At 69.2% G+C, this 14,962-nt stretch carries 10 protein-coding genes; 4 read left to right on the plus strand and 6 right to left on the minus strand.

From position 1 onward, the window contains the following. Positions 1-231 precede the first annotated feature (231 nt). Complete coding sequence (locus OG966_RS03230) at positions 232-4,800, plus strand: glycoside hydrolase family 2 TIM barrel-domain containing protein (RefSeq protein WP_326647801.1); 4,569 nt, start codon at positions 232-234, stop codon at positions 4,798-4,800. A 133-nt stretch (positions 4,801-4,933) separates the two neighbouring features. Here OG966_RS03230 and OG966_RS03235 read toward each other — a convergent pair whose 3' ends face one another. From OG966_RS03235 to OG966_RS03245, 3 genes are all read right to left on the minus strand, one after another. Continuing rightward, positions 4,934-5,806 carry a hypothetical protein gene (locus tag OG966_RS03235; RefSeq protein WP_326647803.1) on the minus strand — a complete coding sequence of 291 codons (873 nt, stop codon included), beginning with the start codon at positions 5,804-5,806 and terminating at the stop codon, positions 4,934-4,936. Positions 5,807-5,882: 76 nt separating this feature from the next. Then, complete coding sequence (locus tag OG966_RS03240; RefSeq protein WP_326647805.1) at positions 5,883-6,485, minus strand: TetR/AcrR family transcriptional regulator; 603 nt, start codon at positions 6,483-6,485, stop codon at positions 5,883-5,885. A 168-nt stretch (positions 6,486-6,653) separates the two neighbouring features. Further along, positions 6,654-7,766: an XdhC family protein gene (locus tag OG966_RS03245; RefSeq protein WP_326647807.1), complete on the minus strand. Its 1,113-nt coding sequence runs from the start codon at positions 7,764-7,766 to the stop codon at positions 6,654-6,656. A gap of 337 nt (positions 7,767-8,103) precedes the next feature. Here OG966_RS03245 and OG966_RS03250 point away from each other — a divergent pair, with 337 nt between their 5' ends. The 3 genes from OG966_RS03250 (at position 8,104) to OG966_RS03260 (ending at position 11,530) form a co-directional block, all read left to right on the plus strand. Continuing rightward, positions 8,104-8,625: a hypothetical protein gene (locus tag OG966_RS03250; RefSeq protein ID WP_326647809.1), complete on the plus strand. Its 522-nt coding sequence runs from the start codon at positions 8,104-8,106 to the stop codon at positions 8,623-8,625. 573 nt (positions 8,626-9,198) lie between these two features. After that, complete coding sequence (locus tag OG966_RS03255) at positions 9,199-10,146, plus strand: NAD-dependent epimerase/dehydratase family protein (RefSeq protein ID WP_326647811.1); 948 nt, start codon at positions 9,199-9,201, stop codon at positions 10,144-10,146. A 361-nt stretch (positions 10,147-10,507) separates the two neighbouring features. Next, positions 10,508-11,530, plus strand: coding sequence for an alpha/beta fold hydrolase (locus OG966_RS03260; protein WP_326647812.1), 1,023 nt, complete (start codon positions 10,508-10,510; stop codon positions 11,528-11,530). Positions 11,531-11,547: 17 nt separating this feature from the next. On the opposite strand, the gene OG966_RS03265 is transcribed toward OG966_RS03260, so the two are convergent. The 3 genes from OG966_RS03265 to OG966_RS03275 form a co-directional block, all read right to left on the minus strand. Next, a complete protein-coding gene (locus OG966_RS03265) occupies positions 11,548-12,510 on the minus strand; it encodes an alpha/beta fold hydrolase (RefSeq protein WP_326647813.1) in 963 nt (320 codons plus the stop codon). Between the two features lie 99 nt (positions 12,511-12,609). After that, on the minus strand, positions 12,610-14,199 hold the full coding sequence (locus OG966_RS03270; RefSeq protein ID WP_326647814.1) for an adenosine deaminase family protein: 1,590 nt from the start codon (positions 14,197-14,199) through the stop codon (positions 12,610-12,612). Between the two features lie 291 nt (positions 14,200-14,490). Continuing rightward, complete coding sequence (locus OG966_RS03275) at positions 14,491-14,958, minus strand: GNAT family N-acetyltransferase (protein WP_326647815.1); 468 nt, start codon at positions 14,956-14,958, stop codon at positions 14,491-14,493. Positions 14,959-14,962: the final 4 nt, after the last annotated feature.

Genomic DNA, 14,962 nt, shown 5'->3' on the forward strand with positions numbered 1-14,962 from the left:
CCAACACCCACCCCGAACCAGAAGTAGTGAAGCGACGCTACACGCCCCGCCAGGTGCCGGTCGGCGACCACCGCCACGCGTCGGCACAGTCATTTCGCCTCTCTCTCCTGGCCGTGAAGTCATCGCATCGGACCTCTAGGCGTCCTCTAGGCGCATGTGTTCGCGTTCGCTACTGTGCGGTCCTGTTGGTTCTGGAGCGATTTACACCTCACCAGGAGGGTGGTCCACTTGATGCTCCGACTCCGCCGTACGTTCCGAGGACTGGCCGTGCTGGCCCTCGCCGGGGCGCTCGCGGCGCCCGTGCCGTCCGCGAATGCTGCGGCAGCCGGTGCCGCTGACCCTCCCGCCGACGTCTACCGACTGCTCGAGGATCCGGAAGCGACCGGGATCGGACAGGAGCCGGCGCACGCCGAGTTGACTCCGTACGCAGACACGGCGAGCGCGCTCGAAGGCGGCTCCCACAGCCCGTGGACCGCCTCGCTCGACGGAACCTGGAAACTGCACATGTCCAAGCGTCCCGAGGATGTCCCCAAGGGCTTCTTCTCGCCCGGGTACGACACGGCCGGGAGCGGCTGGAAGAGCGTCGAGGTCCCGCACACCTGGCAGACGGACGGTCTCGACCACCCTGTCTTCCGCAATATCCCCACCGAGATGTATCCGGACGACCCGCCGAAGGTCCCGCACGACGTCAACCCGACCGGGGCGTACGTCCGCAACTTCGAGCTGCCCGGCAGCTGGCAGAGGCGCCGGACGTTCCTGCGGTTCGAGGGTGTCACCAGCGGCTATCTGGTCTGGGTCAACGGCGCGTACGCGGGATACGACCAAGGCGGCTACACCCCCGCCGAATTCGACATCAGCGAGCATCTGCGCCCGGGGAAGAACACCATCGCGCTCCAGGTCCACCGCTGGAGTTCGGGAGCCCACCTGGAGGACTACGACCAGTGGCGCTTCGCGGGCATCTTCCGCTCGGTCGAGCTGTACTCCACACCCGCCACCTACGTACGAGATGTCACCATCAAAACCGACCTGGACGCCCAGTACCGTGATGCGCGGCTGAGCGCCAAGGTCGATGTGACCGCCAAGGACGCGGCGGCAGACGGTGCGCACAAGGTCACCGGAACGCTCTACGACCAGCGCGGACGCAAGGTGACAACGATGTCGGGCCAGGTTGATCCCGGCGGCGGCGTGCCATCCGCCACCCTCAGGGCCGACGTCGCCGCTCCGGCGAAGTGGACGGACGAGACGCCCAACCTCTACACCCTCGTCGTGCAACTCCTGGGCGCGGACGGCCAGGTGACGCACACCACCGCCCAGCCGGTCGGCTTCCGCAGGACAGAGGTCAAGGACAAGCAGCTGCTCGTCAACGGCAAGCGGATCCTGATCAAGGGCACCAACCGTGCCGAGACCGACCCCAGAACCGGCCGCCATGCGACGCTCGAACGCACCGCGTCCGATGTGTCGCTGATGAAGCAGCTCAACATCAACTCGGTACGCACCTCCCACTATCCGTCCGATCCGTATCTGTACGAGCTGGCCGACGCGCAGGGCCTGTGGATCGACGACGAGGTGGACATCGAGACCCACCACCACGACGGCTGCCCCGACAACTGCCTGGCCGAGCGGCCCGAGTGGCAGAAAGCATTCATGGACCGCTTCACGGCGATGTACCAGCGGGACAAGAACCACCCCAGCGTGCTGATGTGGGACACCGGCAACGAGGCAGGGCTCGGCAAGGCGCACTACGCGATGGCGGACTTCCTCGACAAGAACGATCCGTCCCGGCCGGTCTACCACCAGTCCAACTCCCCCGACGGCGACGCCCCGTTCGCCGACGTGTGGGGGCCGCGCTACCCGTCACCATCGGGCCTCGAGGAGAAGGCCAAGGCCACCACCAAGCCCATCATCATGGGCGAGTACGCCCATGCCATGGGCAATTCGCTCGGCAACTTCCGCGAATTCTGGGACGTGGTCCGCACATACCCCCAGGTGCAGGGCGGCTACATCTGGGACTGGGCGGAGCAGAACATCACCCAGCCGCTGGTCACCACCCCCGATTCCTCGGGGAACGGCATTCTCTCCTACGTCACCGGAAAGCCCGACCATGTCACCGGGCACCGCGGCAAGGCGCTCGCACTCTCCGGCCTGGACGACTTTGTGGAGGTCTACCGGGACCCGAAACTCGACGCCGTCTCCGGCGGCCTCACACTTGACTCCTGGGTCCAGCCGGCCGAGTGGACCGGCGACTTCACCGTGATCGCCAAGGGCAATCACAGCTACATGCTGAAGATGAAGGACAAGGACACCCTGGAGTTCTCCGTCTACGGCGGCGGCACCTGGCACGCGGCCGCGGCGAAGGTGCCCGGTGACTGGTACGGGAAATGGCACCGGATCTCGGCCACCTTCGACGGCGCCGCACTCAAGCTCTTCATGGACGGCAAGGAGGTGGCCGCGACCGGCTGGGAGGGCACGATTGCGTACTCCGCCCAGCCAGTGAACATCGGCCGTGACCCCGAGAACGGCCAGGAGAACATCACCACCCGCATGACGCACGGCACAGTCGACCAGGTCCGCGTCTACCACGCGGCGCTCACCCCGCAGCGGCTGGAGACCGACCCCGCCGCCGACGCGGTCCTCGCGCTCGACTTCGACACCCTTACCACGAAGGGGACTTACTACTCGTACGGGTCCGGCACCGGCGGCGTGGACGGAGTGGTCTCCACCGACCGCACCGTGCAGCCCGAGGCTCGCGCCATGGCCGCCGTCCACGCACCCGTGCGTATCTCGGCCCCGGATGCCGGAGCCGGCAAGATCACCGTGCTCAACGAGCGCTCCTTCACCGGCACCGGCGATCTGCGGCTGCAGTGGAAGATCACCGAGGGAGACAGGACCCTCGCCCGCGGCGGCCGAGCCCTCCCCCTCAAGCCCGGTGAGAGGGCGGGAATCCAGCTGCCGAAACCGCCGGCCAACCCGAAGGGCGCCGACCGCCAGCTGACCGTGGAGGCGGTGCAGGCCAAGGACACCGGCTGGGCGAAGGCCGGACACCGTGTCGCCGTCGAGCAGTTCGACATCGGCGGTCGACAGCTCGCCGGCGTGCTGAAGGCCGAAGCGCCCGGCAAGGTGAAGACCAGCGAGACCGGCACCCGGATCACGATCGCCGGGAAGGGCTTCTCCTACCTCTTCGACCGCACAAGCGGTGAGCTGATCTCCATGAAGGCAGGAGGGCGCGAACTGCTGGGCGCGGGACCGGAGTTGGACGCCTGGCGGCCGCCGGTCAGCAATGAGATCGGCTCGGAGGAGGGCCCCTGGCGCGAGGCCGGACTGGACCGGCTCAAGACCACGCCGGGGAAGGTCAAGGTCGCCGAACGGGACGGGGCGGTCACTGTCACCGTCCCCAGCACGGCCGCCGCCCCCGGCGTCAAGGGCTCCTCCTTCACACAGACCCTGCGCTACACGGTCACGGGCACTGGAGAGATACGCATCGACCACCGCGTCGACGCCCAGGGCAAAGCCCGAACGGTGCCCTACCTTCCCCGCATCGGCCTGGCCCTGACGCTTCCGGACCGCTACGACACCTTCACCTGGTACGGGCGCGGGCCGCAGGAGAATTACAACGACCGCACGGACGGCGCTCCCGTCGGCGTGTACGCGACCAACGTTGACCGGCAGTTCTCCGGCTACACCAAGCCGCAGGACTACGGCAACCACGAGGGCGTCCGCTGGGCTTCCCTGTCCGACGGCACAGGCGGCCTGCTGGTCTCGGGGACGCAGAACTTCTCCGCGGGAGTGACTCCGTACACCGGCATCGACCGGGCCGCCTATCCGTTCGCCCTGCGGAAGAACCCGAAGGGCAACACGCTGCACCTGAACCAGGCCGTCAGCGGTGTCAGCGAAACCTTCCACACCGTGCTGCCCCAGTACCAGGTGCAGCCCGACCAGGAGTACGCGTACACACTGCGGCTGCGCCCGCTGACCGGTGCGGAGGGCCGTACCGGGACTCCGCGCGGACCGGTGGTCTGCACTCCGGCCGCGCAACTCACCGCCGATGACACCACTTTGCCGGCGGGCCGGTCCACGCCGGCGAAGCTGACCGTAACCAACCGCTGCGACACACCGCTGAAGGATGTCGCCGCGACCTTCGACCCGCCGACGGGCTGGACCGCCGACCCGGGCGCCTCCCCCATCGGCGATCTGGCCCCCGGTACGTCGGCGACCGTGACCGCCGTCATCACCCGTGGCAAGGAGACCCCGGACGGCATGCGGCCCGTCGCCGCCCAGGTCTCCGCCTCCTCCACCGGCGGGGCGCGGGTGGACAGCGGGGCAACGGTCGATGTCGACGGAACCCCGCCCCCGCCGCGCGGTGATGTGCGTGTGTCCACGATGGACTTCATCACCGCCGACAACGGCTGGGGCCCGGTCGAGCGCAACACCAGCAACGGCGAATCCGCCCCCGGCGACGGGAAGGCCCTCACGATCGGCCATGCGGCGTACGAGCATGGCTTGGGCGTGCACGCCGACTCGAGCGTGGAGGTCTTCCTGGGCGGCAACTGCTCGACGTTCACCGCCGAGGCCGGTCTCGACGACGAGGCGGACCCGTACGGCAGCGTCGTCTTCGAGGTCTACGCCGACGGCGAGCGCGTCCACTCGAGCCGGCTGCTCACCAACGAGGATGCGGCTGTCGCCGTCGAGGCCAATGTGGCCGGCGCACAGAAGCTCCGGCTGCGGGTGACCGACGGCGGCGACGGCGACGCCCACGACCATGCGGACTGGGCGGCGGCCACGGTCCACTGCGGAGCGGGGTGACGCTACTCGGCACCGGTGGACGAGGCCGGTGAGGTCCCGTGGGAGCGGCCCAGGTCCGGCAGCGCGCCGGGCCTGGGCCACGGGCCGCTACCCCGGCAGGGGCCGCCGAGCAGATCCGCCGGCCACCGTCAGGTCACTCCCCCGTGGCGAGGAGCCGCTGTCCCCGGCCGCCGGGACGGTCCGGCAGCGCAAGCGTCGCGAAGACGCGCTCGGCCGCACCACCCCGTCGTACGACGAGGAGCGCCGCGAGAAGGACCGCGACCGGGACGCCGAGCCACCAGCCCAGCAGGTGCACCAGGACCGAGGCAACGACAGCCGTGCCGAGCGCCACTCCGAAGACCGCCCCCAGCACGGCGCCGAGGATGCGGATGCGGCCTGTCACGCTTTCGGTGCCCGCCTCGCGCTGCCCGGACCGGATCCAGAAGGCCATCAGCGCCAGCATGACCGGGACGAGTACGACGCCCATGGCGTACAGCGTCAGCGCGACCGGCGAGGTGAGCCAGCCGCCCGCACGCGACAGGGCCTCCCCCGCTCCGGGTTGCTCGGGCCACGCCGCCGCGAACGTCTCCCGGTCGGCGGAGAAGAAGCGCTGGTACCCACGGCCGTCCCAGCCGTGGACGAGGATGAAGAACATGCCGGTGTACCCGACCCCCGCCTGCAGGAAGGCCGCGTACACCCGGCCCGAGGCGATGAGCCGCTCCGCAACCCAGAAGCCGAGCACGCCCTGACTCACATTCGTCGCGGCGAACAGCGCCACGAGCCAGGCGGGCAGCGCACTGTGGCCGCTTGCGACCTGCATCGTCTCCCAGTCCGGAAAGCCCCAGAGGAGCCACGCACCGCTGGGCGCGAAGAGCACCGCGCAGTAGAGGACGGCCCCCATCAGATAGGGGTTGGACCACCGGCCGCCGTGCCCCGCACGGCCGTTGCCGGTCCTGAGCTGATGGGCGGCGGCGGTGGCGAAACTCGCGCCTATCCCATAGGACCAGAAGACATCCACCTGGACCATCGCGCTCCCTTTCCGGAATGACACGTCATTCCGTTTTCAAGGCAGAAGAAATGAGCGGTCCTTGCGGGCCTGCGGCTCAGCGGGAGCCGAGGCCGTCGAACATGAGCGTCTCCACCGTGCGGATCCATGGATCACGCATGGCGTCGGGGTCCTGTGCATGCAGCAGCCGCACCGCCCCGGTCACGATCATCCCGTTCACCGCGAGGCCGACCACATGGGCGTCGAGATCGCGCCGCAGGAAGCCTCGGTCCTGCCCGTTGCGGATGAAGGCAGCGGTGTACCGAGCCGCCGCTTCCATGGCCTTGCCGGCCAGATCCGGCTCGGCCCGGTCGATCGCGATGGCGTCGTAGAAGAGAATGCGGCACAGCGCGGGTTCGGCCACCACAAGGTCGAAGAGCTTGTGGCCGATACGCCGGACCTGTTCGCGGTACTGCGCCAACGACCGGCAGGAGCCGGGGTCCTCGTCGGCGAGGGCATCCATGACCTGACCCAGCGCGCGCGAGACCACGCTGCGCGCGATGTCTTCCTTGTTCTTGAAGTACCGGTAAAAGGTCCCGTGCCCGGCACCGAGTTCCCGGGCGATGTCGGAGATGCCGGTCGCGTGGTAGCCGCGCTCGGCGAACACCTTGCCCGCCGCGCGCAGTATCGCGTCCCGCTTGTCCACCACGCCCTGCGCCACGGCCGGTCCCCTCCTCAACGGAATGACGTGTCATTCTGCGACCGTCGGTCAACTCCCGTCAATAGCTGGGCTGTTGCTCTGCCGGTCCGGCACATGCCTCCCTGACGGCAGGTTCGACCGCCGTCGTGGTGCCGCGAGGTGCCACCGTGGCCGACCACCGCACAACGCTCACACCGGCCTCAGACGCGGACGATGGATGGCCCCGGCTGTCTCGGCCAGCGGGCTGCCGCTGCCGCCCCACCGCAGAGCGACGATCTCCGCCGCGATGGAGACGGCCACCTCCTCGGGCGTACGGGCGCCGATGTCGAGTCCGATGGGCGAGCGCAGCCGCGCCATCTCCGTCTCGACGACTCCTCTCTCCCGCAGCCGCGCCAGTCGGTCCTCGTGCGTGCGACGGCTGCCCATCACGCCGATGTACGCGGCCGGCGAGTCCAGGGCGACCTCGAGCAGTGGAACGTCGAACTTCGGGTCGTGGGTGAGCACGCACATCACGGTCCGCCCGTCGACCTCCGTGCCGAGCAGATACCGGTGCGGCCACTCGACCACCACCTCCACCCCGTCCGGGAATCGGCGGGGGTCGGCGAAGACCGGGCGCGCGTCGCACACCGTGACCCGGTAGCCGAGGAACGCGCCGATCCGGGCCACCGCGGCGGCGAAGTCGATCGCGCCGAAGACCAGCATCCTCGGGGGCGGCGCGAAGGACTGCAGGAACACGGTGACGTCGTCCTCGCGCCGTTCGCCGTGCGGGCCGTAGTGCCGCCGCCCCGTCGCTCCTTGCGCCAGCTCTCCGCGCGCGTCGGCGGTGACCGCCACGTCGAGGCCGCTCGATCCCAGCGAGCCGGACACCGAATCGGGCCATACGGCGAGGGTGGCGCCGCGCTGGGCAGGACCGTCGATCACCGTCGCGACCACCACCGGGCGGTGCTCGGCGACGGACGCCGCGACCTCGCCGAACGAGGGGTCGACGGCGGCCGACACGGGGCGTACGAGGAGCGTGATCTCACCGCCGCAGGTGAGCCCGACGGCGAAGGCGTCCTCCTCGCTGTAGCCGAAGGCCTGCAGCCGTGGCCGACCGGTCTCCACGACCTCCTTGGCGAGTTCGAAAACTGCCCCCTCCACGCAGCCGCCGGAGACGCTGCCCACGACTTCGTCGTTCGGGCCCACCGCCATCGCGGCGCCGGGCCCGCGCGGCGCACTGCGGCTGACCGCGACAACGGTGGCGAGCCCGAACGCCGTTCCGGCCTCGTACCAGCGCCTGAGCGCAGGGAGGATCTCACGCATCGCACGCACCTCTCACCACTGCCGCCAGGCGCGGCCGCCGCGCCCAGCGCTGCGCTCCGGGGCCCGCTCCCACCCGTGGCAGAGCCCGACGGCCACCGCTCCGCGGGCCGGCCCCTGCGTGGCGGCCGTCCACCGTCAAAGGGCTACGGGTCATGTGCCCTTCCAGGGCGCGGGCAAGGGGTATCTGCCGTTCTGCTCCTACATACGGAAACCCTAGGCGGGGCTCCGGCCGCACGCGAGCCCTCGGACTGCGGCCGCCGGACAGCGGAGGCAGAGCCGCGTTACGCCGTGGGCTGACTCCCTTCCCCCCGCACATCAGCGGCGTAATCTGAATTACATGATTACCAAGCAGGTAGAGGCGCTGCGCGGTTGGTTCGCCGGGCGGCTGCCGGAAGGACTCTTCGTCGAACTCCTGGACATCACCGTGGACCGTGAGGAGATCACCGTCGTCGGCCGGATCCCGGAGCCCGACCTCGCCGCAGAGGCATCCAAGGTGGAACGCGACGCTTCCCTGGACGGGCGCATCTCGGAGTTCCGGGAACGCACCCGCGACGAACGCATCGGGGTCGCGCGCGAGGCCGAGCACCGGTTCGGGCGCAAGGTCTCGTGGGGCGTGGAGTGCGGCGGTAAGCGCGCCATGTTCACCACGGTGTCCACACCGGTGATGACCCGACTGCGCCAGCCCGAGCGTCAGGCGCTCGACACCCTGATCGCCGGCGGAGTCGCCCGAAGCCGCAGCGACGCACTCGCCTGGTGCGTCCGTCTGGTGCAGCGCAACGCGGACACATGGCTGAGCGACCTGCGCGACTCCCTCGAACACGTTCAGCAGGTGCGGGCACAGGGGCCGGACGCCGAATAGCCCCGATCACGGGCCCGGGCCGCCGGGAGACAGCCCTGGCCCGCACTCTCGGGACCGCGTCGCCGGCCGGCCCTGGCCCGGCCGCACCCTCCCCATGACACACATACGGAATGACACACATACGGAACTGAAGGCCCGTCCACCAGCGGACGGGCCTTCAGCACGAGCGAAAGGCCACAGAGCCCCGGCCCGGCTCGGCGCAGCCCACGCCCGGTTCCGCGAGGACCCCGACGATCCGCGGCCCATACGCGCCGCCCGGCGGTAGCCGCCCGGAGTCCCGGCCACCGGCCGCGGGCCGCGGGCCGGCACGACCGGGTCGCCGCGCTGCCGTCTCCTGTTTCCGCGCGCCTGCCCCCGGTAGCGGGCACTCGAGATCTGGGCACCGTCGGCCAGGGGCGGTTCTTCTCCCCGCCGCGCGACGCATCCCGACGGGCGTTCTCTGCTGCCACCTCCAGGGGATTGACGCGAGCCTGCCGACGACCTCGACCCACACCCTTGCGAGAGACAATCATAAGAGTTACAGTCTCTAACTGTTGCGAGTGACCATAACCTCCAGAAGAAACGGAAGACGCCATGCCTGCTGAAGACAACCTCCACGTGGTGCTCGGCTCGGGGCCTGCGGGCACCGCGCTCGCCCGGGAACTGGTGCGCCGCTCTCACGCGGTCCGTCTCGTCGACCGCAAGGCCGACGGGCCGGTGCTCACCGGCGTGGAGCGGTACGCCGCCGATGTCAGCACCGCCGAAGGCGCCAGGGCCGCCGTAGCCGATGCCGCCGTCGTCTACCACTGCGTCAACGTCGGCTATCACCTGCAGGTCGAGGTGATGCCCCGCATTCAGGAGGCCGTCCTGGGCGCGGCGGAGGCCAGTGGCGCGCGGCTGGTCGTACTCGACACCCTCTACCCCTACGGCGAGACCGGCGGCGCGGTGATGACCGAGGACACTCCGTGGAAGGCCACTTCCCGCAAGGGCCGCATGCGCGCCGACCTCGACGAGAAGTACCTCGCCGCCCACCACGCCGGCCGCGCCCGCGTGGTCGTGGGCCGCTCCGCCGACTTCGTCGGCCCCGGCGTGGTCAACTCCACCCTCGGCGGCGCGGTGTTCCCCGGAGCGCTGACCAGCGGTGAGATCCTGGGCCTTGGCAACATCGACCTGGCGCACAGCTACACGTACATCGATGACGTCGCCGCCGGCCTGGCCACACTGGGCGAACGCCAGGAGGGCGACGGCCGCGTCTGGCACCTGCCCACCGCGCCCGCGCTCACCACCCGCCAGATCCACGCCATGATCGAAGAGCGCGTCGGGCGGCCCCTGAGTGCGCTGATCCTCGACGAGGCCCGTCCCTTCGGCCCCTTCGACGAGGTGTTCATGGCCGAGTACGCCGAGATGTTCTACCAGCACACCGAGCCCCAGATCATGGACTCGTCGGCCTTCGAGGAATCCTTTGGCGTGCACCACACCCCGCTCGCCGAGGCACTGGACGCGACGCTCTCGTGGTACGGCGAATGGCTCACCCGGCAGTGACCACGCCGCATCGCCGCGAAACTGCGGACCGCGACCGCTCCCGTGGCCGTCCTCGCCACAGCCTGAACACACGTACAGCGGCCAGCAGTTGGCTTTCCATCGTCTCGCTCCTGGCGCGCGAGGGAACAAGGTGGTGGAGCCCACGGAACCATGCGCCACTGACCGCCGCCCGGGTGAAGTCTCCGCGAGTGTGTGGTTGACCCGGTCGGCGAGTTGCCGAAACGGCAAGAATTCTCGCGCTCATGGTGGCACGACTGAATGATCGTGGGCAGAGGTGGTCGTGTCCGGGACTCTGACGATCGGTCAGCCTGCTGTCGCTCGCCTCCGGTACGAGAGCCGATGAAATCCTCGAGGAGGACCTGTGTCGCAGCCCACTCGCTTGTCCACGCCGCTGCTGGACGTGAAGCACCGATCGGTGGATGTCCCCGGCGGTCGGATCCATTTGGTGGAGCAGGGCGCCGGTCCGCTGGTCCTCATGGTCCATGGATTTCCCGAGTCGTGGTACTCATGGCGCCACCAGCTCCCGGTGATCGCCGCGGCAGGCTTCCGCGCGGTCGCCATCGACGTACGCGGCTACGGGCGTTCGTCGAAGCCTCTCGATGTGGAGGCCTACCGGATGCTGGCGCATGTCGCCGACAATGTCGGCGTCGTGCATGCCCTCGGCGAGGAGACCGCGACGATCGTGGGCCACGACTGGGGCTCACCCATTGCCGCCAACACGGCGCTGCTGAGGCCCGACGTCTTCACCGCGGTAGGCCTTCTCAGCGTTCCCTACGCGCCTCGGAACGGGGTCCGGCCTACGCAGGCCCTCGCGAAGATCGGCGGAACCGAGGAGTTCTACGTCAGCTACTTCCAGGAGCCCGGCAGGGCAGAGGCGGAGATCGAGCCCGACATCCGTGCGTGGCTGGCGGGGTTCTATGCCGGGCTCTCCGGAGACACGATGCAACCGGCCGGCACCGGCCGCTTCTTCCTTGTCCCCGAAGGCGGCAGGCTTTCCGATCGTTTCACCGGCGAGGCCCTGCCCTCGTGGCTCTCGGAAACCGATCTCGACGTGTACGTGAACGAGTTCGAGCGGACCGGACTGAGCGGAGCGCTCAATCGCTACCGAAACGTCGACCGGGACTGGGAGGATCTCGCCGTATGGGACGGGGCGCCCATCAGTCAGCCGTCCCTGTTCATCGGTGGCGAGCTCGACGCCTCCACCACCTGGATGGCCGACGCCGTCCAGGCCTTTCCCACGACCCTCCCGGGGCTTGTCTCCTCGCACATTCTCGAAGGCTGCGGACACTGGGTACAGCAGGAGCGCGCCGACGAGGTCAACCGGCTGCTGGTGGACTGGCTGCAGTCCCCCTCCGTTGCAGCGAGACCAAGTCCACTCCAATGATTCGGCAGAGGCCGGCCCTACGAACCGTTGTTGACCCGGCCGACGACAAGCCTGATCGCGCCGATCGTCAGGTCAGGATCATGGATCTGCACGTAGTGATCGCTTCCCGTGGCGAGGAAATGAGGTGTCTGCGGCTCCAGATTCACCAGAGTCTGCTGAACTTTCGGCCAGGCCCGCTCAAGACTCACCAGGAGAGACTTCGGGGTTCCGGGCGGAACGGCGAAGGGCTTCGTCTTGCTGACGACGGCGAGGGGGACATCCGGCAGCCGCCGTGCTCCGGTGACTGCTTCAACAGCGCCGTCGACGTCAATGGTCTCGAATCCGCGTTTTGTGTCGAGCGCTGTACCGGGATGGTTGAGCAACTCGAGGTAGGCAGTCCAGTCCTTGCCGAAGAACGGCTTCATATTCGTTCCGAAGGCGTCGACGAAGACAAGTCCGGCCGTCTGCTGCGGATGGAGCTGGGCGTACAACCGCGTGACCATTCCTCCGAAGGAGTGCCCGACGAGTAGGTAAGGGCCGGGGACTTTCGCCGCTGTCAGCACCTTGTCGAGATCACTGACCATTCCCGTCAGGGAACGCGCGCCGGTCACGGGCGTGCTGCGGGCGGTGAGCGCGGGAGGCTTCTCATGGCGGATTGTTCCGGGCCGGTCGTATGCGCAGACACGCGTGAACATTGCGACACCGGGGAAGACCGCAGGGGATTTCGGCACGGGCGGTCGTGTGTCGGTCACGTTCCAGGTGTCGGACGAGTCGTGGAACCCGGACTCCAGAACAGTCGTGGGGCTTCCGCTTCCTTTGCAGTGGAGATAGATCTTCCGACCGCCGCCCACATCGACCTGGCCGGAGAACTCCCGGGCCGCCGGAGTAGGGGCGCGGGCGCCCGCGGCGCTGGTTTCGACCGGGGTGCTGTCGCATCCCGACAACACGATCAGCGATGCCGTAGCCACCGCAATGGTGAAGCCCGGTAGGCATTTGCGCATCAGACACTCCATGGCCGTCGGACGTTCTTCAGGACGAGGCCGGACCGGGTGACGGCCCGATCCGGCTGGGGCTGAGCGTGCACGGCGGCCAGGGCGGACCTAGTTGCGGACGGGCCCTGGAACCCGGCGCTCGAAGGCCGTGAACGCGGCCTCCTGCCGCCACTCCACCGCCGCCTTCGCGTTCGCCGCGAGGAACGCCGAACAGCCCGGGCCCGGTACGCGCTGCCCGGGACGGTCCGCGAGGCACTCGCGCGCCGGGCGGTAGCCGTCCGGAGTGCGCCACAGGCTGCGGCCCGGCAGGAACGCGAACTCGAGAGAGGCGCGCGCGAGGTCCTTCAGTTCCCGGTAGGACAGATCGTACGAGCGGGCCGCGCGCAGGTACTCGTCGCTGACGGTGATCCGGGAGACGCCCGCGTCATCAGTGGCCAGCACCACCGGGACGCCGCGCTGCCGGTAGAGCGGGAAGGGGTGTTCGGGACCCGAGATCCCGAGGATCTGGTCGTTGCTGCTGAGCGGGACCTCCACGGCGATACGGGACGCCGCCATCGTCTGCAGCAGTTTGTCCGCCCCGTCCTCGTGCCGCACGTCGACGCCGTGGCCGATGCGCTCCGCATGGGCGACGTTCACCGCTTCGGCGATGTGGAAGCGCAGGTCTTCGGGCTTGACCAGGCCGGGCGCCAGTTCGCCGGCGTGCAGCGTGATGTGCGCCCGGGGATAGACGCGGTGCAAAAGGCCGAGCATGCGCATGTGCAGGCTGTAGTCCCGCAGCGATACGGCCCCGTCCTCGGGCTGCACCAGGTTCACCGCGGCGAACCGCGGGTCGCGTTCGGCCAGTTCCATGGCCAGCACCATCTGTGTGAAGACCCGCTCGGGAGCGCTGTTGCGCGAGACCTGCGAGATGAACCGGAACGGCACCGCACACCCCGGATCCGGCTTCGCGCTGTCACAGTGGGCGGTGGCCCGGAACTCCGCGAGGCCCTGGTCCGCTTCGGCCCGTGCCTGGCGCACGATCCGGTCCATGGCGCCGCCGGCCAGCAGCTTCTCGTGCAGCCGCGAGAGGTTCGCGTCGTAGCCGACCCGGTCGGCGAGCTCCCTGGCGCCCTGACTGTTCGGGGTGATCATCAGCTCTTGGTAGAACTGGTTCCGCTTGGCCACCCTGTTCGACACCTCGGCCATCAGCTTCCCTGGATGCCGCCAGGTCGCCTCGCCGAACTTGCCGAAGGTGGCGAAGAAGTGGTCGTGCCCGGACTCCTCGCCCGACGTGAAGTCCTGCATCGACCAGGCGCGCAGGACCAGCTGCCGGAATCCGGCGTCGGTACGCATCTCGGCGGCGGGCCGACTGTTCGCCGGGCACGGTGGGGGCAGAGCCCGCTGAGTGGCGTTCTCAATGCACAGACCATCCGCGACGGCCAGGTCCATCAACAGCTCGGTCGACGCCGCACCGGACAGATGGCTGTGCAGTTCGCCGCCCTTGGGAAGCGCCCGGAAGAACGAAGCCAGCTCCTCCGGCTGTTCACGGATGCTGTCCAGATACGCCGACACGCGCCGCTCGGCCGCCGAGGACGGGGACCCGCCGGCATCAGCCGCAGTGGCATCGGCCACCGGCTGTGCGGCGAGCAGGGCCGCCGCAAGGGCCGGCAGAACTGAGGCGCTGCGCTTCAGCGCGATACTGCGACTCCTGTTGGTCATGCTGGCATCGTGGCCAGCCCCGCCTCCTTCAAATGCGGTGACAGGCCGTGATCACCTGAAAGAACGAAAGCTGGCCGGCCGGCAGCGGACCGACGGCCGAATACTGACAGCGGCGGACTGACGGCCGCTGAGCCACGACTGGGGCCTGCCGGGACGACTTGGCGGACCCAGCCGCCGGCCCTCCGTCGGCGCTCCGCAGCAGCGGTGGGCGCGAGGTGGTCGAGGAGACGGGGCAGCCGCGCGTGTGACCTCACCAGGCATGCCACAGAAGGCAGTTCCCGCGGGCTGCGGTCAGGTGATCGGCAGGACCAACTCAGGGCGGTCCCACATCACCGCGGGCGGATTCGCGCTCACCGTGCCGATCCGGTTCGCTCCCACACTGCGATAGAAGCCCTCCGCCGGCGGATGCGAGACGATACGGACACTCGAGAGCCCGGCGCCGCGCGCTTCGCCGACCAGGTGCTCCATCAACTGCCTGCCGATGCCCAGACCCTGTGCGGCGTCGGTGACGAACATCAGGTCGAGTTCCGGCGGGGACAGCACAAGGGCGTAGAAGCCGAGCAGTCTCTCGTCCTCGCCGACAGCCAGGAACACCCGGTGCGTCTCGATGTAGTCGGGGCCCACCCGGTAGCCGGCGATCATCGGAGCGTACGGACCCTCGTACGCACGGGAGTTGCGCATCAGCCGCGTGAGCCGCTTCGCGTCCCGGGCGGTGGCCCGCCTGATCTGTACGGCCGCTCCGACTGCCCTGCTGCCCATTCCG

It is taken from the genome of Streptomyces sp. NBC_01750 (assembly GCF_035918095.1).
Lineage (GTDB): Bacteria > Actinomycetota > Actinomycetes > Streptomycetales > Streptomycetaceae > Streptomyces.